Genomic DNA, 22,170 nt, shown 5'->3' on the forward strand with positions numbered 1-22,170 from the left:
ATTAATGATTAGAGTAAAAATAAGGGGAATGGAGAAATTATGGAGAAAGACACTGCTTTGTAAGGGGCATATTTTATCATCTTGAGCAGAGAGGAGGATGCATAGCATATTGTAAAATATAGAGATAAACAATGAAAAAGTGCTATGCAAATGAAGAGCATGAAGGGACGTTTAAGGCCAGGTGATACGGTAGCAATTGGTTTAATGCTATTTGCATTATTTTTAGGAGCAGGAAATTTAATTTTTCCGCCAGTTTTAGGTCAACAAGCAGGAGAGAATGTTTGGATTGCTACAATAGGATTCCTTGTAACGGGAGTCGGATTACCCCTACTAGCTGTAACAGCTGTCGCGTTTGTAGAGGGGGACTTGAAAGCGCTATCTTCTAGAGTCCACCCTATATTTGCGTTTATTTTCCCATTGATTAGTTATTTAGCAATTGGACCATTTTTCGCGATTCCTCGTACTGGAGCTGTTTCGTTTGAAATGGGTATGAAGCCGTTTTTATCAGAGGCAATGGTTTCAGAGTGGTACATGCTATTTCTTTTCACGATAGTTTTCTTCGGAATAACGTGGTATTTATCATTAAATCCATCTAAATTAGTGGATTGGTTCGGAAAGTTTCTTACACCATTATTAGTATTAATTGTCGCTGTTATTGTCGGAAAGGCAATTATTGATCCAATTGGAGAGCCAGCTGCGCCGTTAGCTGCTTACAAAGAAAATGCTTTCTTTGGTGGATTTATTCAAGGATATTTAACGATGGATGCAATTAGCGCGCTCGTATTCGGAATTGTCGTTGTACAAGTTATCCGCTCTAAAGGGATAAAAGAGAGTAGTCAAATTGCAAAAATAACAGTAGTATCAGGTATTATTGCTGTACTTGGTTTAACGTTAATTTATTTATCACTTGCTTATCTTGGTTCAACAAGTACATCACTTGGTATCTCAGAAAACGGTGGTCTTATTTTAACGAATGTTGTAAATGAGCTATATGGGACGAGTGGTAAAATTTTATTAGGGCTTGTTATTATACTTGCTTGTTTAACAACTTCTGTTGGGCTAACATCTGCGTGTGCGGGTTTCTTTACAAACTTATTCCCAAAACTTTCGCATAAAACGATTGTAACAATGGTATGTGTATTTAGTTTAATTGTATCTAACCTAGGTTTAACGCAATTAATCGCAGTAACATTACCTGTGTTAATGATCATTTATCCAGTTGCAATCGTATTAATTGTACTTTCGTATTTCCATAAGTGGATTGGGAAGCGTAATACAATTTATATTGGAGCTATTTTAGGTGCATTGTTAATTAGTTTCTTTAACGGTTTAGAAAGTGCGAAAATTAAAATTGACGCGATTTCTAATGTACTACAAATGTTACCGTTATATAACGAAGGAATCGGATGGTTAATTCCATCATGTATTGGCGGGATTCTCGGTTTCTTCTTCTATAAATCAAATGAATCAAGTGAATTACAAAAGAAAGGTGCTTAGGCACCTTTCTTTTTTTGAAGGGGATTTTTGTATTTTGTCTAAGTAATAAGTGGGGGGGAATGATAAATGGCTAATTTTGAAGATTTTTTAAATTTGGATTTGAGAATTGGAACTGTAATACATGCAGAGGAATTTAAAGAAGCGAGAGTACCAGCGATTAAACTAGCAATAGATTTTGGAGAAATCGGGATAAAGCAGTCAAGTGCTCAAATTACGAAAAGGTATAGTCCAGAAGATTTAATCGGTCAACAAATCGTTGCTGTTGTAAACTTTCCACCAAAGCGTGTAGCTGGATTCAAATCAGAAGTACTTGTGCTTGGTGGTGTTCCTGAAGCTGATGATGTTGTGTTACTTCAGCCTAATATGGAATTGCCAAATGGAACAAAAATTAGCTAGGGTGAAGGTAGGGGCTAATATGGATATCGGACGAGAATATTTGCAATGTGCGATTTCGAACTTTAAAGCAACAAAGAAACAAGGGGAACGGGCACTTTCTCAATTATCATATGAACAAATACAATGGTCTTCTCATGAAGAAACAAATAGTATAGCGATTATTATTAAGCATCTGCACGGTAATATGCGTTCTAGATGGACGGATTTTTTAACGTCTGATGGTGAAAAAACAGATCGTAATCGAGATGGTGAATTTGAAGGATGCTATCACTCAAAAGAAGAAACCCTTATAGCTTGGCAAGAAGGATGGAAATATGTTTTTAATACGATGAATACTTTAACGCCGGAACACTTATTGAAGACGGTATACATTCGCGGTGAAGCACATACTGTCATGCAAGCAATTGAAAGGCAAATTGCTCATTATGCATTGCATATTGGTCAGATTATTTACATTGGGAAGATGTTAAAAGAAAATGAGTGGGAATGTTTAAGTATTCCGAGAGGTCAGTCTACGCGTTCTGTAGAGAAAAAACGTTCAACATAATAATAAGAAAGAAACCGATAAAAAATGGGAAAAAAGAAAGTCAGCCAAATAATAGATGGTTCTGTAATCATAAGAATACTGCCAAAAATAAGTCCATATATAATAAGAAAGAAATTGAAAAGTGTATTCACAGGGAGAAATCGTGAGATAAACACTTGCTGTCGTTTAAAACAATCACTGTGAAATAAATAAAAGCGGAAGTACCATGTGGCTGTAATAAGGTCTTTCTTTCTCACAATTCTTTTTTTGCATGTATGACAGATAAATGGTGGTTGCATTTCATTACGCTCCATTTTTTATTTTCATAATAATGTGAGACAAAAGTAGGTACAAAGTGTATGTTCCTATATACGCTCCTGCAATAAGGAAAAATGGATTCAGTAAAATTCCATGAATGCTCGTCATGAAAACTAAATCTTGTATTAAAACATCGTATATATTAATGGAAATAATTATACCGAGTACATACAGTGCCAAGTACGCAGAAATATGTAGCACAATAGCGATTTTTGGTTGCTTAGCGGACAAATAAAAAATGAATGATAGAGCGATTGGTAATATTCCTATTAATAGCTTCAATTCATTTCACCTCATTAACAATATAGCCGAAATTTTAACGGTCTATTCTCTAGGGCTTGTACATAACTTGAAATAGAGAGGTGATAGTATGAATCGGGGCTTTTTTTTTATGAAGTTTACAAGTATGCGTAAGTTAGTTTTATTTGTTATTACTACAATGCTAGCGACTTTTTTTCTTATTAGTATGATGGTAACCTCTATGAAAGAGACAAAGTCAACGTATTTATATAATTGGTTAAATGAGTTATCGATGAATGGTTACATGTATGTACTTGGAAAAGAGAATCATTATTTTACACAGGAGTATCGAAATTTGAATCAAGATTTTTCAATTTCTTCTTTTCTCTTTTCTATGGCTACAAATATTCGCTTTAATGATGTACGCAGTTTCGTCGGGAAAGAGCTCCCGGGGTTTGGTAAGTACGATACAGAAATTGTTATTGCGGGTGAGGGTACAAATTATTCTAACTTACCGATAGAGTCGAGTGTTCCTCTTGAAGAAGTGGTGAAGGAACGGACTAGTGGAACTGGACAAGTACCTAAACAAGATACGAGTAAAGAGAAAAAACAGCCGTCCCAAACGACTGGGAAGAGACAAGTTGCGTTTATTTATCATACACATAGCTGGGAATCTTATTTACCTTTACTTAACTTAACGAATGACCCGAATCCGAATAAAGCAACGAGTTCTGTATCGAATATTTCTATATTAGGAGATCGTTTCCGTGAACAACTAGAAGGTGAAGGGATTGGAGCTACTAACGATAAGAGTGATGTTGGTCAAAAGTTAATAAGTAAAGGTTTAAACAGTAATAGTTCGTATAAAATGTCACGAGAAATTGTGCAGCAAGCTATGGCTGGAAATAAAGATCTTCAATACTTTTTTGATTTGCATCGTGATAGTGCCCGAAAGAATGTAACGACAAAAACAATTGGAGATAAGTCATATGCAAAGCTTGCATTTGTAGTAGGGAAAGGAAATAAAAACTATGAAAAAAACTTACAATTAGCGACAGCTTTACATGAGGCGATTAATAAGAAATATCCAGGAGTGAGTCGTGGGGTCATTCAAAAAGGGTTCCAGACAGGAAATGGAATCTATAATCAAGACCTATCAGGACAAGCAATATTAATTGAAGTTGGCGGTGTAGATAATACAGAGGAAGAATTGAATCGATCAATTGACGCACTTGCTAAAGCATTTGGTGAATATTTTTGGCAGGCAGAAAAAGTGAATGGATAAAGTGAAACGTGAATTAGCCAGGACATCTATCGATAATTATTAGCGCACTTCAATCTTGAAAAAACGTAAGTGTAATGCTTGCGTTTTTTCTTTGTAATGGTGAGACGTCACAGAATAGACATAATTTGTCGTTGTTATAGTAATATCGAAATTTGTCAATTTATAGTAGGAGATTTACAAAGGAATTTTCGGGAAAGTAGAGAAAATCTTTTTATAAGGAAAACTTTTTATTATGAAACTGGTAGGGTGATTGAAGTGATTAGGGAAATCGAAATAGAAGATGCAGCATCATTTTTGCAATTAAGTAAGCAATTAGATGAAGAAACGAAGTTTATGCTATATGAACCAGGAGAAAGGAAAACTACAGCTGAGCAACAAGAAAAAATGATCCATCGATTTATGGAAAATGAATATGCAACAATATTTGTAGCAGTTGAAGATGAGAGAATAGTAGGTTTTATATTAGTGAATGGAAATAACATTCAAAGAAAGAGGCATGTGGCAAGCATTGTAATTGGTATTTTGCAAGAGTATAGCGGGCGAGGTATTGGGACGAGATTGTTTAAAGAGGTTGAGAAGTGGGCAAAATTACATGATGTATGGCGTTTAGAATTAACAGTAATGGCCCACAATACAAGAGCTCAGGCACTATATAAAAAAGCTGGATTTGAGAAAGAAGGTGTCAAAAAAGCTGCTCTTATTATCGATGGAAAGGGCATCGATGAGTATGAAATGGCCAAATTATTAAAATAAGAGGTCGTTATATGAAAAAAAGATGGGCACTACTTGGTATTGTAGCTGCAATAATTATTATTGGAGTAGCAGGAATCAATTATAAAATGTATAAGGATAAGCAGGCGCGGGAAGTAAGTGTAAATAGCATATTTCCGAAAGCGAAAGAAACGATTGCTAATATGGATGGGGATATTGCGGTAATTAATAATCCGAATTCAATGCTTGTACTTGTAAATAAAAGTAGGCGTTTACCAGATGGGTATAGACCGCCAGATTTAGTTATTCCGAAAGTGCGCTACTCTAGTGAAGGTGATCAAGAAAAGAAAAAGATGAGAAAAGAGGCAGCGAGGGCGCTTGAGGATATGTTTCAGCAGGCTGACAACGAGCGTATTTTTCTTTTTGCAGTTTCTGGATTTAGATCTTTTGATCGACAAAAAGCATTAAATACGATGTATAAAAAACAAGACGGGGAAGCAAAAACAGCAATGTCTAGCGCGGTTCCTGGCACAAGTGAGCATCAAACTGGACTAGCTATGGATATTACGTCTCAATCTGCTAAATTTCAGTTAGAGACGGTTTTTGGGGAAACGAAAGAAGGTCAGTGGCTTTCTGAAAATGCCCATAAATTTGGTTTTGTTGTTCGATACACAAAAGCGAAAGAAACGATTACGGGTTATCGGTATGAACCATGGCACGTAAGGTATGTGGGAAATCCACAAGCTACATATTTGTATGATAATCAACTGACGCTTGAAGAAGTAACAGAGTAAATGATTGAGGGGAGAGACGTATAATGACGATGTTATATAAGAAAAAAGTACATGCATATATTACAAGAGAAAAAGAGGGGGTTATGCAATTACTTGTTTTTAAACATCGTGATATACATGAAGCTGGTATTCAAGTGCCAGGAGGAACGGTTAATGAAGGTGAAACGTTAGAAGCGGCTATATTGCGTGAAGTACAGGAAGAATCCGGATTGCGTCATTTATGCATAGAACGTTTTTTAGCAGATTACATCATACATATGAAAGAAAAACAGGAATATGAAAAACGCCACTTTTTTCATGTAACTTTACTAACAGATGTAAAGGATACTTGGGAACATATTGTAAGTGCTGGTGAGGAAGATAAAGGATTAGTATTTTGCTACGAATGGGTTGATATTGCAAAATGCCCTGAATTAGCTGGGAAACAAGGTGAGTTTTTACATTTGTTAGATGAAGTATACGCACAGTAATGTAAGAGTCTGAAGCGAAGTTTAATCCGTTTCAGACTTTTTTTATTTTTCGGGAAATTAAAGGTGTTTAAATAAGGATATTGAATTTCTTTAAAGGGATATTAATTTAGGATGTGTTGAGGTGAAAAATTGAAAAATTAAGGGTTATACGCTAAAAAAGTTCATATAAGGGAGAATATAAATGGAAATTCAGTTTAATCCAATCTTAAAAAAGGAATTAACAATTCAAGATATTCAAAATGAAATGGAATCTGGAAAGTTAACTTCAAAAGAGCTAGTAATGTATTATCTCTATAGAATCGCAAAGTATGATCAAGACGGACCGAAAATCAATTCAATTTTAGAAATCAATCCAGATGCTATTTTTATTGCAGAAGCGTTAGATTATGAAAGAAAGACAAAAGGCGTAAGGGGACCATTGCATGGAATACCTGTTTTGCTTAAGGATAATATTGAAACGAATGACTCCATGCATACAAGTGCAGGTACAATAGCTCTAGAACAAAATATAAGCAGTGAAGATGCATTTCTTGTTACTAAACTGCGAGAAGCAGGGGCAGTGATAATTGGAAAAACGAATATGACAGAATTAGCAAATGCAATGTCTTTTGAAATGTGGGCTGGATATAGTGCAAAAGGTGGTCAAACAATCAATCCATACGGAACGGGCAAGGATCATATGTTTGTTGGCGGATCTAGTACAGGATCTGCGATAGCAGTTGCTGCTAACTTTACAGTAGTATCTGTTGGGACAGAAACCGATGCTTCTATTTTGAGCCCCGCTGTTCAAAATTCTGTAGTAGGTATTAAACCGACTGTCGGTTTAATTAGTCGTAGAGGAATTATTCCATTTACTTATTCACAAGATACAGCTGGACCATTTGCTAGAACGGTAACAGATGCTGCTATTTTGCTAGGGAGTTTAACTGGAGTGGATGAGAAAGATGTAGTTACTCGAAAAAGTGAAAATAGGGCATATCGGGATTATACATCTTACCTTGATGCAAATGGTTTAAATGGAGCGAAGATTGGTGTGTTTAACGATGCACCAAAAGATTATTACGAAAATGGTGAGTATGATGAAATCTTGTTTAAGGAAACGATTCAAGTATTACGTAATGAAGGAGCGACAGTAGTAGAAAATATTGATATTCCTTCTTTTCATAGAGAATGGAGCTGGGGAGTTCCGCTTTATGAGCTGAAGCATAGTTTAGATAACTATCTTTCTAAATTACCTTCTACTATCCCGGTACATTCTATTTCGGAGTTAATGGAGTTTAATAAAAACATAGCAGAAAGAGCTTTAAAATATGGACAAACTAAGTTAGAGGGAAGAAAAGATTTTCCTAATACGTTACGAAATCCAGAATATTTAAATGCGAGATTAGAAGATATATATTTTTCTCAAGAACAAGGCATTGATTTTGCATTGGAAAAATATAATCTTGATGCGATACTGTTTCCTTCCTATATAGGTTCTACTATATGTGCAAAAGCGGGTTATCCGTCTATAGCAATACCAGCAGGGTATATGGAAAGCGGGAGGCCTTTTGGAATTACCATTGCAAGCACTGCCTTTAGTGAAGGGATATTAATTAAATTAGCTTATGCTTTTGAACAAGCGACAAAGCATAGAAAAATCCCCAACTTATCATGAATAGAATAAACAAAGAGGACAGGAATCCCTGTCCTCTTTGTTTTAGTGATTAAATTGAAATATCGTTCTGCTCTGTCTTATGATATTTTAATAAACTAAAAGATAAACAAGCGGAACATAAAATAAGAATAGAAGCGATGATATAAATTGTACGAACACCGAACATATCAGTAATAATGCCAATGCTAAGCATAGATAGTCCAGAGGCTGTTGAAAGAAGTGCACCATGTGCTGTATACATTTTGGATAATAAAGCAGGGGCGACACTTGATTGTAAAACAGTCGTTTGGGAAATATCTCTAATTTGATAACATGGTCCCATTAGAACACATAGAAAAAGCGCAATAAATCCGCTGCTCGTCATACCATATAAAAATGTAAGAATGCTAAATATAAGAGAGCCAATCGACATAGATCGTATTAAATTGTTTTGAATATAGGAACTCATTTTCCATGCTAATAGACCACCGATTAACGTGCCAACATAATAACTTGTATTAATATATCCCCACCATTCTTCGCCTTTATGAAGGATAGTCGTAACGTATGCCATCGTAATAGCGCCAATCCATATTGTCCCTGCGAAAGTTTCGATTAAGTCCATATATGTAACGGTACGGAGAGAAGGATTTTGAAATAGGAGTTTCCAACCTTCCAATAAAACAGTACTTTTGGAAGAGGGAGAATCTGCTATTCTTTCAGTATGTATGGAACGTAATGAAAAATGTAATGCAATGCATCCGAAAATCATTAAAATGTTATTAATCATGAGTGTAGAAGTAGCGCCAATGAGAAGAACGACAATACTCGTAAATGAATAAGCAACGGCTTGCACAATTTGTGTTGAAAAGGAAAAGATACTATTTACTTTTACTAATTTTTCTTTCGGTGTAAGGCGCGGGAGAATACCGTATAATAACGGAGCACTCCACCCACTACATAATGAAATGACAAAAATAAAAGTTAATAGAGCTATAATGTTTGTGGATAAGACCGGGAACAAAATCATTAATAATAGTAAAAAGACTGTTTTCAGCCATTGGAGCGTATATAACAGCGTATAAGATGGAAAACGATTTATTATAAGTGGTGCAGAGATGTTAGCAATTAGATTTGTGATAACTTGTAATAATGGAAAAAGAGCAGTAATAGTAGCTGATTTAGTTGCTATATAAATATGAGTTGTAATAATCATTACATATACGATGTCAGCGAGAGTAATGCATATTTTGGAACCTAAATAGTAGATTAGTGACAGGTTTCTCAATAAGATTATCACCTCTATAAAAAATAGTATTTAGTAATTAGAATAATTGTAATTTAAAAATTAAAATTTTTAAAGAATTTAATTTTTTGTCACTTTTTGAAAGGGATTTTCATGTATAATGAAGAATATATTGATATAGTATTATATTAATGATCATTGTAACAGTGAGTATGTACAATAGCTTGTAGCAAACGCCCAAGTGTAAGAAAGGGCGGATAAACCATTCTTTTCTTCATATACATATAGAAAATGAGAAAGAAAGTGAGGGTTGCATATGGCTGCTTGGGTAATTTGGTTTATAATAGCTGGTATTTTATTTATCGCAGAAATGTTGTCGATTACATTTTACATGCTTTGGCTTGGAATTGGAGCTGTTGTCGGAGGTCTTATTGCTTTGTTTGCTCCTGATGCACTACTGTTACAAGTTACTGTTGGTGCAATTGTAAGTTTAACTTTGACATTCTTTACGAAAAGAATTTCAAAAAACTTTCGAGAAGCAAAAGGTTTTACTGATACAGTAGATATGCTTGTTGGTAAAAAAGGGATTGTTATGCAAGCGATTACAAATGAAGCGAATGGTATTGTGAAAGTGGATGGAGATACTTGGACAGCTATTGCAGATTCTTCAATTGATGCTGGAGAAAAAGTCGTTGTTATAAAGAGGCATAGTACTATATTACAAGTGAAAAAGGAGAGTGAATAAATATGGTAGCATTAACGTTAACGATTATATTCGCACTAATTGTAGTTACATTTATCGCATTAACAATTAAAATTATTCCTCAGCAAAAAGTTGGGGTTGTTGAAAGATTTGGTAAGTTTCAACGTATCATGCACCCAGGGTTAAATATTTTAATACCAATTGTAGATCGTGTTCGTGTATATCATGACTTACGTATTCAACAAACGAATGTACCACCGCAAAAGGTAATTACGAAAGATAATGTTCAAGTAGAAATTGATACTATTATTTTCTATCAAATTGTTGAACCAGAACTTGCGACATATGGTATTTCAAACTATGAATATGGTGTTCGTAATATTACTTCAGCAACGATGCGTCAAATTATCGGTAAAATGGAACTGGATGAAACGTTATCTGGTCGTGAAAAAATTTCAACAGAGATCCGCTTAGCGCTTGATGAAGCAACAGAAAAATGGGGCGTACGTATTGAACGTGTCGAAGTTGTTGATATTAACCCGCCAAAAGATGTGCAAGCATCAATGGAAAAACAAATGAAGGCTGAGCGTAATAAACGTGCGATTATTTTAGAAGCTGAAGCAGCAAAACAAGATAAAGTCCTTCGTGCTGAAGGGGAAAAGCAAAGTAAAATCTTGATGGCTGAAGGGGATAAAGAAGCGCGTATTCGCGAAGCTGAAGGTATAAAAGAAGCAAAAGAATTAGAAGCGCAAGGGGAAGCAAGGGCAATTGAAGAAATCGCAAAAGCAGAACAAAATCGTATTGAATTGCTTCGTGAAGCGAATTTGGATGAGCGTATACTTGCTTACAAATCATTTGAATCATTAGCTGAAGTTGCAAAAGGACCAGCAAATAAAGTCTTTATTCCGTCTAATGCAATTGAAACACTTGGTACTCTCGGGGCAATTGGAGAAATATTTAAAGAAAAACAAGTGAAGAAATTACCTTCAAATGATACAGGAAAAGAACAATAAAAGTGAGGAAGAGAAATGGGATACCATTTCTCTTTTTTTTGCGTATATTCCGAAAAGCTTGTACATATCCATGTATAAAGAAGGTGATGCAGTGAAAAAGTATGCAACTCGAATACATGGGAAGAAACTGATTTCGTTACTCCTTTTATATGCGCTAATAGTAATTATGATAGCGTCGATTTTGACGTCATTTTTACATACAATGAAATCAAATTATGCAAATCAATGGTTTGGAAAAGTATCGATGCAAGGTTTTGTTCAAATGATAGAAAGTGAGAATCGCTATTACGGATTTGATTATTTTAAGAAGAATAAAAGAGAGTCAGTTGGAAATTTAATGTTCTCTATTGCGACAGATTTGAAAATTAAAGATTTAAGAACATTCGTCGGTAAAGAAGTACCTGGTATGTCAAAGTATTATTCTAATATTATCGTAGCTGGGGAAGGGACAAACTTGACGAATATCCCAAATGAATCTAGTGTACCGATTGAAGAAGTAACGAAAGAACGGGAAATAGCAAAAGATAAAGTTACAGAAGCGGAAAAGAATAATCCGGTTCAGAAAAAGAACGGAGCGAAAAAAGGTGAAAGTGCAGTATATATTTATCATACACATAGCTGGGAATCCTTCTTTCCATTATTACCAGGGGCAACTGATCCATCTAGCCCAGATGTAAATGTGTCTTTACTAGGGAAACGTATGAAAGAGCAACTTGAAGGACAAGGAATTCCGGTAGTTCATGATAAAACGAATATGGGTGATTTATTAGCGAGTAAAAAGTGGGTATGGTATCAGTCATATAAAGCGTCTCATGAATATGTAAAAGAAGCATTAGCACAAAATAATAAAATTGCGTTTCCGATTGATATACACCGTGACGATCAGCGTAAGAAAGTAACAACAAAAGTAATTAACGGAAAATCGTATGCAAGATTATATTTTATAATTGGGATGGAAAATGAAGGCCGTGCTGAAAATGAAAAAATTGCAAGAGCCATCAATAGTTATTTAGATGAAAACTACTACGGATTAAGTAGAGGGATTTTTCCAAAGTATAAAAAAGATGGAAATGGCGTTTATAATCAAGATTTATCGAAAAATGCGATGTTAATTGAAGTTGGTGGTGTTGATAATACGTTAGATGAATTATATAACACAATTGATGTGTTAACAGAAGCGTTTAGTAAATATTATTGGAATGATGCGGAAAAAGTGAATGGATGAGGGACGGGAGACCGTTCCTTTTTTATTTTCGAATCTTAAAAAGTGATATAATGGAATTTTATGAATGTTAAATAAAGGGAGAGAGAAACATGCAAATACTACTAATACGCCACGGAGAATCAGAAGCTGATATTTTACATGTGCATGAAGGTCGAGCTGATTTTGAGTTAACTGACAAAGGGAGACAACAAGTACAAAGACTTGTACAGAAAGTGAAAAAAGATTTTGCGCCAGATTTCATTTGGGCAAGCACATTAAAACGCGCTCGCGAAACGGGTGAAACATTAGCAGAAGCAATTGGTTGTCCAATTCAATTAGAAGAGGAATTAATGGAGTTTAATAATGGAGTGCAAGCAGGCTTATCATTTGAAGAAGCAAAGAAATATCCAGAGCCAAAGTTTCTTCATGACCGTTTTGAAAACGGAGAATCATTTATTGAGTTTCGAATGAGAATAGAAGGAATCTTTTCTAAAATTATGATAGAGAATACATATGATCGAATTGCAATTGTTGCCCATGGAGGCGTAATTAATAGTCTATTACGTGCATTTTTCAAAATGCCAATTTCAATGGACTACTATTTCAAAATGGGAGATACGGGAATAAGTTTAATTGAAATTGAGGGTGAACAAAAAACGGTGCATTTCATTAATGATACGAATCATTTGGACGGGATGTAAAGACTTATGTACAAAGTTGTATTTTTCGATGTTGACGGTACGTTATTAAGTGAGATTGATAGAAGCATGCACGAAAGTACAAAAGAAGCGATACGAAGGTTAATAGATAAAGGAATTCACGTAGTTGTTACAACTGGAAGACCGTATAGTTTATGCTCACAATTTAAGGAACTAGGTATAAATACGTTTATTTCAGCAAATGGTGCACATATAAAATGTGGGAAAGAAGTTATACATAAATCAGTACTTTCAAGCGAAATCGTTCATGATATTTCAAATTTTGCTGAATTACATGGTCACAGTGTTTCTTACTTTACAGAAGAATTTGCAATGAATAATATTGCTTCCAAAGATGAACGTGTCATGCGAGCGTTAAATGAAACTTTAAATTTAGAGCGGTATCCTGACAAAGTTAGAAACTTATCAGATGAGATGTATTGCATATGTCTGTATGCTGATGATACAGAAGCTCAAAAATTCATTGAAAGATATCCAGCACTTACGTTTGAGCGTTTTCATGGTTACGTTATAAATGTATTGGAAGATAGTAAAGTATCGAAGCTAACTGCAATTCAAAAAGTATTGGAACATTTAAACATTAGTAAATTAGAAGCCATTGCTTTTGGCGATGGTGGAAATGATATTGAGATGTTGCAGTATGTAGGATTAGGAGTTGCGATGGGAAATGGTGGAGAGGAGTTGAAGAGAAGGGCTGATTTCGTTACAACGAAGGCGAGTGAAGGCGGAATTTCTTATGCCTTAAAGAAGTTGCGAATTATTTAAAACTAATAGTTAGTCAGTGTGAAAAATCCTGTTTTAATAATGGCTTTTGTTAATATGTATACTGTTTTAGGGAATTATTTGAGCTCTCCTACTTACAATTTAACTGCAGAACAAATCCTTTATTTTCGCTTAGCAGGGCTGTTTGGTATGTTGCTGTCACCACTTGCAGGTCTTTTAACAAAGAGGTTTGAAGTAAGGAAAGTTCTTCAAGGAGGATTGTTGATTGTTATTTTTAGTCTAAGTTCAATGGGCTTTGTTTCGGATCTATCTCTACTTGTAATGATGAGTGTCTGTTTTGTAATAGGTATTGCTATATCCGTTCCGTCTTTAGTTTCTCTTGGAGGTCAATTAGGAGGGAAAGCAAGGGGAATATACTTTTATTTTATTTTTAGGTACTAGTATAGGACCTATCATTTCTATTTATCTTATGAAAATAGGAGGTTATGCTCAAACATTTATTTTATTAGGAATGATACTTTTTATTGGTTTTGTAGCTAATTAATGAATGAGTGGAAAATCACTCAAATAAAGGAATGCGAGGATCTTTCATATGCTCGCATAATAAAATATGAATTTGTCCACGATGATGATAAAAGTGTGCAACGATTTCAAGTAACCATTCAAAGCGCGAATAAGAAATCCCCCAATAGGCAGTCATAACTTTTGCTAATTCTATTTGGGAGTAGGAAAGAAATGTTTTAGAGAGAAGGTTGTATCCTTCAATCATCGTTTGTTGCATGTGAGCAACTGTTACGGGTGTATGTTCTATATAAAAGGTATGTAATTCTTTTTCTGAAATACCATTTAAAATGAGTAAATCAGCATGACAAATAAGAGAAAGATGTGCACACATTTCAAATAATGATCGTTTTGAGTGAATCGGTTGTATTTTTAAATCGTTTTCACTATATTGGTTAAGCATATAAATAGAAGTATCAATAGCAACTTTTAGTTGATGCAATGCAGATTGAACAAACATTGTAATTCTCCTCGTCTCCGTATATAATAGTTTCTTGAGGATATTATATCATACTCAAAATTCCGAAAATTCTAGTAGTTTGACTAGCATAATGAAAAGTATTATATTGTAAAAGGTCATATGAAACGTGAAATAGAATGGAATGCAATTATTGAGTTAGGAGTTAGACCAATGAGTTTGAAATATGGAAGAGATACAATTGTAGAAATTGACTTAAATGCTGTAAAACATAATGTAAAAGAATTTAAAAAACATGTAAATGATGAAGAAATTAAGATGATGGCTGCTGTAAAAGCGAATGGGTATGGCCATGGGGCAGTTGAAGTTGCCAAAGCTGCAATTGAAGCGGGAATACATCAACTTGCAGTTGCATTTGTAGATGAAGCAATAGAATTAAGAGAAGCAGGAATTACTGTACCAATTTTAATTTTAGGATACACACCAGTAGCGGCTGTAGAAGATGTAATTCAATATGACGTTATGATGACTGTTTATAGAGTAGAAGATTTACATGGTATAAATGAAATTGCAAACCGTCTTCAAAAGAAAGTACAAATTCAAGTGAAAATTGATACAGGAATGAGTCGTATCGGTTTACAAGAAGAAGAAGTTAAACCATTTTTAGAAGAATTAAACCGTATGGAGTATGTAGAGGTAGTAGGGATGTTTACGCATTACTCTACGGCAGATGAAATCGATAAATCATATACGAATATGCAAACAAGTTTATTTGAAAAAGCTGTTAATACAGCGAAAGAATTAGGAATTCAAATACCATATATTCATAGTTCAAATAGTGCGGGATCAATGGAATTAAGTAACACATTTCAAAATATGGTACGCGTTGGAATAGGAGTGTACGGTATGTATCCATCAAAAGAAGTGGATCATTCAGTCGTTTCTTTACAGCCTGCGTTGTCGTTAAAATCAAAAGTAGCTCATATTAAACATGCGAAGAAGAATCGTGGTGTAAGTTATGGGAATACGTATGTAACAACTGGTGAAGAATGGATTGCGACTGTACCAATTGGTTATGCTGATGGTTATAATCGTCAATTATCTAATAAAGGCTATGCGTTAATTAATGGGGTTCGAGTACCTGTTATTGGCCGTGTTTGTATGGATCAGTTAATGTTGGATGTTTCAAAAGCGATGCCAGTACAAGTAGGAGACGAAGTAGTATTCTACGGTAAACAAGGTGAAGAAAATATCGCAGTAGAAGAAATAGCGGATATGTTAGGTACAATAAACTATGAAGTTACATGTATGCTAGATAGAAGAATTCCGCGTGTCTATAAAGAAAATGACGAAACAACTGCAGTTGTAAATATATTAAGAAAAAACTGAATCATTTCGATTCAGTTTTTTTATTTTTTTATTCATATCAAATGCGAATATACCCTCGTTATGTAATACGGAGTAAACTTTGTGAAACACACTTTTTAGTTCAACTAAATTAAACTATCACCGGCAGAGATGACCAGTCCCGCAACAAAGATCTAATATACGAGAGTAGGGAAGAGCATCTTGTAAAACGAGGCTGGATGGGAGTATTCAACAAAATGTCCCCAATGTTTATTATAGATGTCTGCTAAAATATCATAATTAGAATAAATTGTTTTGTTAACATATGTATTCACCTAAAAATTCATTAAATTATAATAGTCATGCCTCGTTTTAATTTCAAAACCACATTGTGTATATAGTTTTAAAGCGTGGATATTTTTCGTTTCGACGTCTAATTCAATTGTTGAAACTCCTTCTGTAATAAGGGTATGTACTATATTACAAAGAATATCTTTTCCGTATCCTTTACCTTGATAAGAAGGATGAACGGCGAATCCTGATAGTGTAGTAGATTGCTCTTGTTTAGAAACTGTAATTGTTCCTATCACTTTTCCAGCAATAAGGGCACTGTAAACTTGATGGGAAGATGAATTCATCATTTTTTGTAACCATGTAGTCGTATTTTCTACTGAATCACCAAAAGCTTTACTAGAAATTTTAATAAGATCAAGAAGTGATTCTGAAGGTGCAAGAGTAAGCTGTATATTATTATCTGTTGTTTTTTGAATTTCGTTTGTTTTGCACTCCATACTATATTCACTATATAAATATGGTAACTTCATATGTTTTACAAATTCATTCCCAGAAATAGAATCCCCATTAATAATAAGAAGAGCTTCATCTGTCTCTCTATTTTGTATTTCTTTCATTGCAGTTTGTAAAAGGATAGTTCCGAAACGTTGTTTTCTAAAATGAGGATGTACAAAGCCTATTAGTTCAAGCTTTGTTGGTCTTTCGAAATCATACATATTTAAAGCGCCAATTAATTGAGTACCGTTATAAAGAAGAAAATCGTTTATATAATCTTCATTTCGATTTTTTAAAAAGTTGATATGTAAATCTGAAGAGTAATCAAGATTGTCTTGTTGCCCACAAATATAAGCCAAATCCTTCATTTGCTGTATTTCACTTTCTGTTACAGAACGCTTTTTCTGAATATCCATTGTATATTCCCTCTCATTCGTATTTAAAAATAGGATGGGTGACTTAACCATTTTTTTAATTCCACATTACCTTGCACAGATAACAGTCGGTATAAATAACGATAAGGCTGTCTATATTCTTCTAAGTGAGGAATAGACATAATTGTTTCGTAACCACTTTTAAAGGCATGTGCTTCTTTTTCGGTAAGTACATATTCTAGTCCGATAAAATCAAGTTCTCGCGGAGCAACAGCGTAAGCTTCACTATCTACTAAACCCGTAATAGTTGTACCGTCAGATAAAAATTGAGTAGGATCCATATCAATTAAGACGAGTGTAGATTCCTTTGGTACGGACAGGGAAGAAAGTTGTGATTCAAAGGTAGGGAATGCATTTTTTATGCTTTCATCATCGGAATAAAACATATTCACAAGCTCTTTACTCACGTTTAAAATATGTGATTGGAATTCATCTAGTGGAACTTGGAACGTGCCTGACGGATTTCCTATGAAATCGGCTTTAAATTTATGTATTTCTGCAAGTCCTTTTCCTAGGCTGAATAAAATAGAATCTGGTTGCTCGATAAAAGATTGAACTGTGTTACCTACTAACTTTTCGACCACCACAAATTCACGGCTATTTAAAACATGTTTTTCTAATATTGTTGGGATAGGAAGATTCGTATGTTCTTGCAGCAATGTATGTACAGTTTCTAAATGATGGACGTTCCTTGGATCAATTCCAAATAGATTTTTACATCCCCACCAAAAATCATTATTTGGTTCTTCATTCATTTTAGAAGCACGAACGATAACTTCTGTATCTTCTGTTTGAACGAGAAAAACATCACTTGCATGATCTTCATAACCTGGGTGCAAGGCTTGAACGGATAGAATAGGTGAATTGAATAGTTGTTGTAACATGAAAAGACTCCTTTTTCTGTAAATTCCATAAATTCATTATATAACAGATGATGTGTTATGAGGATAAAGATAAAAAGATAGACAGCATACTTACATTTATAGTGAAAACTCATTAAAAATATTATATTTCTCTATTTTTGTATGAATTGTCTAAAAATAATGGTGGTAATACTTGAATGTAAGACTCGTATCTTTAAATCTATGAAGAGTAAAAGTAAAATTAAGCATTGATTTATAAGATTGTGAATCACAATAATGTAGACTATAGAAAATATTTCTCAATAATAAAATGAAGAGAAAAGCATGAAGAAGTAGAATGCATTCATTTATAATAGACTTAAATTAATTAATATAATTAATTGTTAATTTTATTATATTAATTGGATAGGAGAGAATGTTATGGCAAATGTACTCGTAATAAATTTTCCTGGGGAAGGTCATATTAATCCGACTTTAGCTATTGTAAGTGAGTTAATTCAGCGAGGGGAAACAGTTGTTTCTTATTGTATTGAAGATTATAGAAAGAAGGTTGAAGCAACAGGTGCGGAATTCCGAGTGTTTGAGAATTTTCTCTCTCAAATTAATATTATGGAACGAGTAAATGAAGGTGGGAGCCCTTTGACGATGCTATCTCATATGATTGAAGCATCAGAGCGTATTGTTACTCAAATTGTAGAAGAAACAAAAGAGGAAAAATACGATTATTTAATATATGATAATCATTTTCCAGTAGGACGTATTATAGCGAATATTTTACAATTACCAAGTGTTTCATCCTGTACAACGTTTGCTGTTAATCAGTACATTAATTTTCATGATGAGCAAGAATCGAGACAAGTAGATGAAATGGATCCATTATATCAATCTTGTTTAGCGGGAATGGAAAGATGGAATAAGCAGTATGGAATGAAATGTAATAGTATGTATGATATTATGAACCATCCTGGTGATATTACGATTGTATATACTTCAAAAGAATATCAGCCACGTTCAGAGGTATTTGATGAATCGTATAAATTTGTAGGTCCATCAATTGCTACTCGAAAAGAAGTGGGGAGTTTTCCTACCGAAGATTTAAAAAATGAAAAAGTGATTTTCATTTCTATGGGAACAGTTTTTAATGAACAACCTGCTTTGTATGAAAAATGTTTTGAAGCTTTTAAAGATGTTGATGCGACAGTCGTATTAGTCGTTGGTAAGAAGATAAATATAAGTCAATTTGAAAATATCCCGAAAAACTTTAAGTTGTATAATTATGTCCCGCAATTAGAAGTTTTACAGCATGCTGATGTATTCGTGACACATGGTGGTATGAATAGTTCGAGTGAAGCGTTATATTACGGTGTTCCATTAGTTGTAATTCCGGTAACAGGAGATCAGCCATTCGTTGCAAAACGATTGACTGAAGTAGGGGCAGGAATAAGACTTAATCGCAACGAGTTAACTTCTGAATTGTTACGTGAGACTGTAAAGAAAGTAATGGATGATGTGACGTTTAAGGAGAATAGTCGTAAAGTGGGAGAGTCGCTTAGAAATGCCGGTGGATATCAAAGGGCAGTTGAGGAAATATTCAAATTAAAAATGAAGCCGTACGTAAAGATTAAATAGATGTTAAAAACACACTTACTTTTAATTTGTAAGTGTGTTTTTAGTATTACGCGTTACATGTGTTACATAAAAATAGCGATAAAGGAGAAACTTTTGTGTATATAAATCGATACCTTTGAATTAGTAGTAAAATTACGTTAAAATAATACTAAGAAAATATATAAGTTTTGGGGGTAATGAATGAAGAAAGTATTTGAATACGTATTATTAACAATTGGCTCAATTATAGTAGCAGGTTCATTAGAGCTTATTTTAGCACCTAATGGATTAGTAGATGGCGGGGTAACGGCTATTGCTATTATGGCAAATAAAGTCGCAGGATTGCCGCTTTATGGTGTGTTCTTAGGAATTAATATCCCAATTTTATTATTTACTGCAAAAGTAATGGGAAAGAAATTTTTTATCCGTACATCTTATGCGAATGTAGTTACAACACTCGGATTAATTTATTTAAAACCATTTCCAGCAATTACGACTTCTGAGTTATTAATTGTACTTTATGGTGGAGTACTGTTTGGAATTGGTGTTGGGATTGTTGTTAAAATGGGTGGAGCAATTGACGGTTCGGAAATGTTAGCAGTTTGGATGAATAAACACTTTAATGTACCGATTAGTACATTTTTACTTGCAGTAAATGCAGTTATTTTCATCTTTGTTGCCATTTTATTTTCAATCGAACAAGCGATGTTCTCATTAGCAATTTTCTATATTGTTACGAAGATGATTGATTTTATATTAGATGGTATTAATCAAGGTAAGAGCGTTATGATTATTTCTGGTAAGAATAAAGAAATAGGCGATTTACTTATGAAAGAATTGCAACTATCTGTTACGTATCTACATGGAGAAGGTGGTTTTTTAGGGGAGCATAAGAGAATCATTTATTGCATTACAAACCGATTCATTTATCCGAAAATGAAAGATCTCGTTCTCTCTGTAGATCCAGCCGCTATAATCGAAGCTTCCTATTCAACAGAAACGACTGGTGTGAAACGTCCGGGAAGGAAAGCTAGGTCAGGTGAATAACTAGAAGAAGGCTGTCCAAAAAGTTATTTTGGAACAGCCTTCTTTTTTATTTTGTTGAATTGTTAACATGTTACAAGTTAAATCCACTGTTAAAAAGTTTCCTTGCAACTAGGAAACCAAGCGTCTTTTAATAATCTAGCCAACGTTTCAATTTTATTTTCTGGAATACTACCAAAGCCGAGTAATACGTATGATTCCTTACGTAAATCATTCACGAAATCATATGGAGAAAGTGGGTATAATTTAACGCTTTGTTTTTTAGCGGATTCAATCAGTTCATTTTCATTCATACTGTTATGGACACATAAAACAATATGAAGTCCGGACTGTTCGCCAAGAATTTGAACATTAGCCCCCATTTCTTTCATAATGGATTTTACTAACGCATGATGTTTTCTTTTATATAGTGTACGACTCCGATTAAGGTGACGTTCCCAATTCCCGCTTTGTATAAAGTTAGCAAAAGCAAGTTGTTGTATTGTAGCGACTGTTTGTTTGAAAATTCCATGCAGTTCTTGATATGTTTTTAAAAGGTGTGGTGGTAAAACAACATATCCCATTCGTAAAGAAGGTAAAAAAGATTTTGAGAAAGTCCCCATATAAATAACGCGTTCATTTGAATCAAGACTTTGTAAAGAAGGAATCGGCTTACCAGCGTAGCGAAACTCTCCATCATAGTCATCTTCAATAATGTATCCGCTGCAATCATTAGCCCACTTTAACAATTCTAATCTTCTAGATAAAGGCATAATAATCCCGAGTGGAAATTGGTGTGATGGTGTAACGTATGCGACATTGGAATTTGTATTGTATAAACTAGAAATATCAATACCTTTTTCATCCAATGGTATGGGATGAATTTGTCTATCACAGCTTTTAATGATTGCGTGTATACGGTGAAATCCAGGGTTTTCAATGCCGTATTCTTTTGTAGGGCCAAGCAGTTGAAGTAGTAGCCAGAGAAGTGGCTGCGTTCCGGCGCCAATCACAATTTGATCAGGTGAAGAATGGACACCGCGAGAATGATATAAATATGTTGATATATGCTCTCGAAGAGCGAATTCACCTTGAGGGTCTTCTTTGGCAAATAGTGCATTTTCGTATGTAAGTATGGATTCTTGTAATGCTCGTTTCCAATTTGTAATCGGAAATGCATTTTGATCAATAAGTCCTTGGCTACAATCATATTCAAATTTTTCGTCTATCAAATTGCTCGTCTTCTTTGCTGCATTTCGCTTTTTATTTGGGATAACGTCAATATCGAAATTTGCTACAAAAATACCACGTTTCGGTTTACTTTCTACATAACCTTCAGCTAATAATTGTTGATAAGCTGATTCAACAGTAATGCGGCTAATATTAAGTTGTGATGCTAAATTTCTGTGTGAGGGTAGACGTGTGCCGACAGAAATAGTCCCTTGTATAATTTCAGCTTTTATATATTCGTAAATTTGCAAGTAAATAGGTGTGTTACTTTGTAATTGCAATGGGATAGTAAAATCCATATAAAACTCTCCTTTAAAACTGGCCTTATAAAAAACACTTAAACTGTCACTTAAGTGAAGGGCAGTTACTTTCTATAATAATGATATAACATTTAGAAAATTAAATAAATAGTTAGA

Annotated in this window: 24 protein-coding genes and 1 pseudogene; 17 read left to right on the forward strand and 8 right to left on the reverse strand. The window is 34.2% G+C overall.

The window, feature by feature from the left end:
• Positions 1-159: 159 nt before the first annotated feature.
• From brnQ4 to N2V80_RS09965, 3 genes are all read left to right on the forward strand, one after another.
• Positions 160-1,497, forward strand: a complete 1,338-nt coding sequence (gene brnQ4, locus N2V80_RS09955; RefSeq protein ID WP_011110049.1) for a branched-chain amino acid transport system II carrier protein BrnQ4 — start codon at positions 160-162, stop codon at positions 1,495-1,497.
• 66 nt (positions 1,498-1,563) lie between these two features.
• Positions 1,564-1,893, forward strand: coding sequence for a chaperone CsaA (gene csaA, locus N2V80_RS09960; RefSeq protein WP_001263015.1), 330 nt, complete (start codon positions 1,564-1,566; stop codon positions 1,891-1,893).
• Positions 1,874-2,440 (forward strand): DUF1572 domain-containing protein, encoded by a 567-nt coding sequence (locus tag N2V80_RS09965; RefSeq protein WP_000435829.1) that lies wholly within the window; start codon positions 1,874-1,876, stop codon positions 2,438-2,440. The genes csaA and N2V80_RS09965 overlap by 20 nt, the downstream gene beginning before the upstream one ends.
• Here N2V80_RS09965 and N2V80_RS09970 read toward each other — a convergent pair.
• Both N2V80_RS09970 and N2V80_RS09975 read right to left on the reverse strand, forming a co-directional pair.
• Complete coding sequence (locus N2V80_RS09970; protein ID WP_002098535.1) at positions 2,401-2,718, reverse strand: hypothetical protein; 318 nt, start codon at positions 2,716-2,718, stop codon at positions 2,401-2,403. The genes N2V80_RS09965 and N2V80_RS09970 overlap by 40 nt on opposite strands.
• A 4-nt stretch (positions 2,719-2,722) precedes the next feature.
• Positions 2,723-3,019 (reverse strand): hypothetical protein, encoded by a 297-nt coding sequence (locus N2V80_RS09975; protein WP_000770734.1) that lies wholly within the window; start codon positions 3,017-3,019, stop codon positions 2,723-2,725.
• Between the two features lie 88 nt (positions 3,020-3,107).
• Between N2V80_RS09975 and spoIIP (N2V80_RS09980) the strand changes: the two genes are divergently transcribed.
• The 5 genes from spoIIP (N2V80_RS09980) to N2V80_RS10000 all read left to right on the forward strand — a co-directional run bounded on the left by spoIIP (N2V80_RS09980) (position 3,108) and on the right by N2V80_RS10000 (position 7,894).
• A complete protein-coding gene (spoIIP, locus tag N2V80_RS09980) occupies positions 3,108-4,262 on the forward strand; it encodes a stage II sporulation protein P (protein ID WP_001079280.1) in 1,155 nt (384 codons plus the stop codon).
• Between the two features lie 255 nt (positions 4,263-4,517).
• On the forward strand, positions 4,518-5,015 hold the full coding sequence (locus N2V80_RS09985) for a GNAT family N-acetyltransferase (RefSeq protein WP_000617574.1): 498 nt from the start codon (positions 4,518-4,520) through the stop codon (positions 5,013-5,015).
• Between the two features lie 11 nt (positions 5,016-5,026).
• Positions 5,027-5,767: a M15 family metallopeptidase gene (locus tag N2V80_RS09990; protein ID WP_000747647.1), complete on the forward strand. Its 741-nt coding sequence runs from the start codon at positions 5,027-5,029 to the stop codon at positions 5,765-5,767.
• Positions 5,768-5,790: 23 nt separating this feature from the next.
• Positions 5,791-6,237, forward strand: a complete 447-nt coding sequence (locus N2V80_RS09995) for an NUDIX hydrolase (RefSeq protein ID WP_000178289.1) — start codon at positions 5,791-5,793, stop codon at positions 6,235-6,237.
• Positions 6,238-6,418: 181 nt separating this feature from the next.
• Entirely contained in the window at positions 6,419-7,894 is a 1,476-nt protein-coding gene (locus tag N2V80_RS10000; protein WP_000405396.1) for an amidase family protein, read from the forward strand.
• Between the two features lie 49 nt (positions 7,895-7,943).
• Here the strand turns inward: N2V80_RS10000 and N2V80_RS10005 are convergent, their stop codons facing one another.
• Positions 7,944-9,161: an MFS transporter gene (locus tag N2V80_RS10005; protein WP_001245226.1), complete on the reverse strand. Its 1,218-nt coding sequence runs from the start codon at positions 9,159-9,161 to the stop codon at positions 7,944-7,946.
• 274 nt (positions 9,162-9,435) lie between these two features.
• Between N2V80_RS10005 and N2V80_RS10010 the strand changes: the two genes are divergently transcribed.
• From N2V80_RS10010 to N2V80_RS10035, 6 genes are all read left to right on the forward strand, one after another.
• On the forward strand, positions 9,436-9,864 hold the full coding sequence (locus N2V80_RS10010; protein ID WP_000741974.1) for an NfeD family protein: 429 nt from the start codon (positions 9,436-9,438) through the stop codon (positions 9,862-9,864).
• 2 nt (positions 9,865-9,866) lie between these two features.
• Positions 9,867-10,835, forward strand: coding sequence for an SPFH domain-containing protein (locus tag N2V80_RS10015; RefSeq protein WP_000226253.1), 969 nt, complete (start codon positions 9,867-9,869; stop codon positions 10,833-10,835).
• A complete protein-coding gene (spoIIP, locus tag N2V80_RS10020; RefSeq protein WP_000613903.1) occupies positions 10,813-12,060 on the forward strand; it encodes a stage II sporulation protein P in 1,248 nt (415 codons plus the stop codon). The genes N2V80_RS10015 and spoIIP (N2V80_RS10020) overlap by 23 nt, the downstream gene beginning before the upstream one ends.
• An 89-nt stretch (positions 12,061-12,149) precedes the next feature.
• Positions 12,150-12,740: a histidine phosphatase family protein gene (locus N2V80_RS10025; RefSeq protein ID WP_001166436.1), complete on the forward strand. Its 591-nt coding sequence runs from the start codon at positions 12,150-12,152 to the stop codon at positions 12,738-12,740.
• Positions 12,741-12,746: 6 nt separating this feature from the next.
• Positions 12,747-13,523, forward strand: coding sequence for a Cof-type HAD-IIB family hydrolase (locus N2V80_RS10030; protein ID WP_000278964.1), 777 nt, complete (start codon positions 12,747-12,749; stop codon positions 13,521-13,523).
• A gap of 39 nt (positions 13,524-13,562) precedes the next feature.
• Positions 13,563-13,922, forward strand: coding sequence for a hypothetical protein (locus N2V80_RS10035; RefSeq protein WP_003284084.1), 360 nt, complete (start codon positions 13,563-13,565; stop codon positions 13,920-13,922).
• A 118-nt stretch (positions 13,923-14,040) separates the two neighbouring features.
• Here the strand turns inward: N2V80_RS10035 and N2V80_RS10040 are convergent, their stop codons facing one another.
• Positions 14,041-14,502 carry a DinB family protein gene (locus tag N2V80_RS10040; protein WP_000498004.1) on the reverse strand — a complete coding sequence of 154 codons (462 nt, stop codon included), beginning with the start codon at positions 14,500-14,502 and terminating at the stop codon, positions 14,041-14,043.
• Between the two features lie 171 nt (positions 14,503-14,673).
• Between N2V80_RS10040 and alr the strand changes: the two genes are divergently transcribed.
• Positions 14,674-15,849, forward strand: a complete 1,176-nt coding sequence (alr, locus tag N2V80_RS10045; protein WP_021727885.1) for an alanine racemase — start codon at positions 14,674-14,676, stop codon at positions 15,847-15,849.
• 30 nt (positions 15,850-15,879) lie between these two features.
• On the opposite strand, the pseudogene N2V80_RS10050 reads toward alr, so the two are convergent.
• From N2V80_RS10050 to N2V80_RS10060, 3 genes and pseudogenes are all read right to left on the reverse strand, one after another.
• A pseudogene (locus N2V80_RS10050) lies at positions 15,880-16,142 on the reverse strand (class I SAM-dependent methyltransferase); the annotation flags it as partial.
• The gene (locus N2V80_RS10055; RefSeq protein WP_000354419.1) at positions 16,143-17,012 is read right to left on the reverse strand and encodes a GNAT family N-acetyltransferase; all 870 of its coding nucleotides are present in this window, start codon (positions 17,010-17,012) and stop codon (positions 16,143-16,145) included. It lies immediately after the preceding pseudogene.
• A gap of 23 nt (positions 17,013-17,035) precedes the next feature.
• Positions 17,036-17,914, reverse strand: a complete 879-nt coding sequence (locus tag N2V80_RS10060) for a nitrate reductase (protein WP_000941374.1) — start codon at positions 17,912-17,914, stop codon at positions 17,036-17,038.
• Positions 17,915-18,313: 399 nt separating this feature from the next.
• Here N2V80_RS10060 and N2V80_RS10065 point away from each other — a divergent pair, with 399 nt between their 5' ends.
• Together N2V80_RS10065 and N2V80_RS10070 are read left to right on the forward strand one after the other, a co-directional pair.
• A complete protein-coding gene (locus tag N2V80_RS10065) occupies positions 18,314-19,522 on the forward strand; it encodes a macrolide family glycosyltransferase (protein WP_061654775.1) in 1,209 nt (402 codons plus the stop codon).
• A 180-nt stretch (positions 19,523-19,702) separates the two neighbouring features.
• Positions 19,703-20,548, forward strand: coding sequence for a YitT family protein (locus tag N2V80_RS10070; protein ID WP_000755125.1), 846 nt, complete (start codon positions 19,703-19,705; stop codon positions 20,546-20,548).
• An 89-nt stretch (positions 20,549-20,637) separates the two neighbouring features.
• On the opposite strand, the gene pdxR is transcribed toward N2V80_RS10070, so the two are convergent.
• A complete protein-coding gene (gene pdxR / locus N2V80_RS10075; protein WP_000348036.1) occupies positions 20,638-22,053 on the reverse strand; it encodes a MocR-like pyridoxine biosynthesis transcription factor PdxR in 1,416 nt (471 codons plus the stop codon).
• Positions 22,054-22,170 lie beyond the last annotated feature (117 nt).

Origin of the sequence: Bacillus sp. FSL W8-0640 (assembly GCF_038007725.1) — a bacterium.
GTDB lineage: Bacteria > Bacillota > Bacilli > Bacillales > Bacillaceae_G > Bacillus_A > Bacillus_A cereus.

Bases quoted from the DNA above. Each gene is read 5' to 3' on its own strand.
- brnQ4 (WP_011110049.1), top strand. From the start codon at position 160: ATGAAGGGACGTTTAAGGCCAGGTGATACGGTAGCAATTGGTTTAATG.
- csaA (WP_001263015.1), top strand. From the start codon at position 1,564: ATGGCTAATTTTGAAGATTTTTTAAATTTGGATTTGAGAATTGGAACT.
- N2V80_RS09965 (WP_000435829.1), top strand. From the start codon at position 1,874: ATGGAACAAAAATTAGCTAGGGTGAAGGTAGGGGCTAATATGGATATC.
- N2V80_RS09970 (WP_002098535.1), bottom strand. From the start codon at position 2,718: ATGCAACCACCATTTATCTGTCATACATGCAAAAAAAGAATTGTGAGA.
- spoIIP (WP_001079280.1), top strand. From the start codon at position 3,108: ATGAATCGGGGCTTTTTTTTTATGAAGTTTACAAGTATGCGTAAGTTA.
- N2V80_RS09990 (WP_000747647.1), top strand. From the start codon at position 5,027: ATGAAAAAAAGATGGGCACTACTTGGTATTGTAGCTGCAATAATTATT.
- N2V80_RS09995 (WP_000178289.1), top strand. From the start codon at position 5,791: ATGACGATGTTATATAAGAAAAAAGTACATGCATATATTACAAGAGAA.
- N2V80_RS10000 (WP_000405396.1), top strand. From the start codon at position 6,419: ATGGAAATTCAGTTTAATCCAATCTTAAAAAAGGAATTAACAATTCAA.
- N2V80_RS10010 (WP_000741974.1), top strand. From the start codon at position 9,436: ATGGCTGCTTGGGTAATTTGGTTTATAATAGCTGGTATTTTATTTATC.
- N2V80_RS10015 (WP_000226253.1), top strand. From the start codon at position 9,867: ATGGTAGCATTAACGTTAACGATTATATTCGCACTAATTGTAGTTACA.
- spoIIP (WP_000613903.1), top strand. From the start codon at position 10,813: ATGATACAGGAAAAGAACAATAAAAGTGAGGAAGAGAAATGGGATACC.
- N2V80_RS10025 (WP_001166436.1), top strand. From the start codon at position 12,150: ATGCAAATACTACTAATACGCCACGGAGAATCAGAAGCTGATATTTTA.
- N2V80_RS10030 (WP_000278964.1), top strand. From the start codon at position 12,747: ATGTACAAAGTTGTATTTTTCGATGTTGACGGTACGTTATTAAGTGAG.
- N2V80_RS10035 (WP_003284084.1), top strand. From the start codon at position 13,563: ATGGCTTTTGTTAATATGTATACTGTTTTAGGGAATTATTTGAGCTCT.
- N2V80_RS10040 (WP_000498004.1), bottom strand. From the start codon at position 14,502: ATGTTTGTTCAATCTGCATTGCATCAACTAAAAGTTGCTATTGATACT.
- alr (WP_021727885.1), top strand. From the start codon at position 14,674: ATGAGTTTGAAATATGGAAGAGATACAATTGTAGAAATTGACTTAAAT.
- N2V80_RS10055 (WP_000354419.1), bottom strand. From the start codon at position 17,012: ATGGATATTCAGAAAAAGCGTTCTGTAACAGAAAGTGAAATACAGCAA.
- N2V80_RS10060 (WP_000941374.1), bottom strand. From the start codon at position 17,914: ATGTTACAACAACTATTCAATTCACCTATTCTATCCGTTCAAGCCTTG.
- N2V80_RS10065 (WP_061654775.1), top strand. From the start codon at position 18,314: ATGGCAAATGTACTCGTAATAAATTTTCCTGGGGAAGGTCATATTAAT.
- N2V80_RS10070 (WP_000755125.1), top strand. From the start codon at position 19,703: ATGAAGAAAGTATTTGAATACGTATTATTAACAATTGGCTCAATTATA.
- pdxR (WP_000348036.1), bottom strand. From the start codon at position 22,053: ATGGATTTTACTATCCCATTGCAATTACAAAGTAACACACCTATTTAC.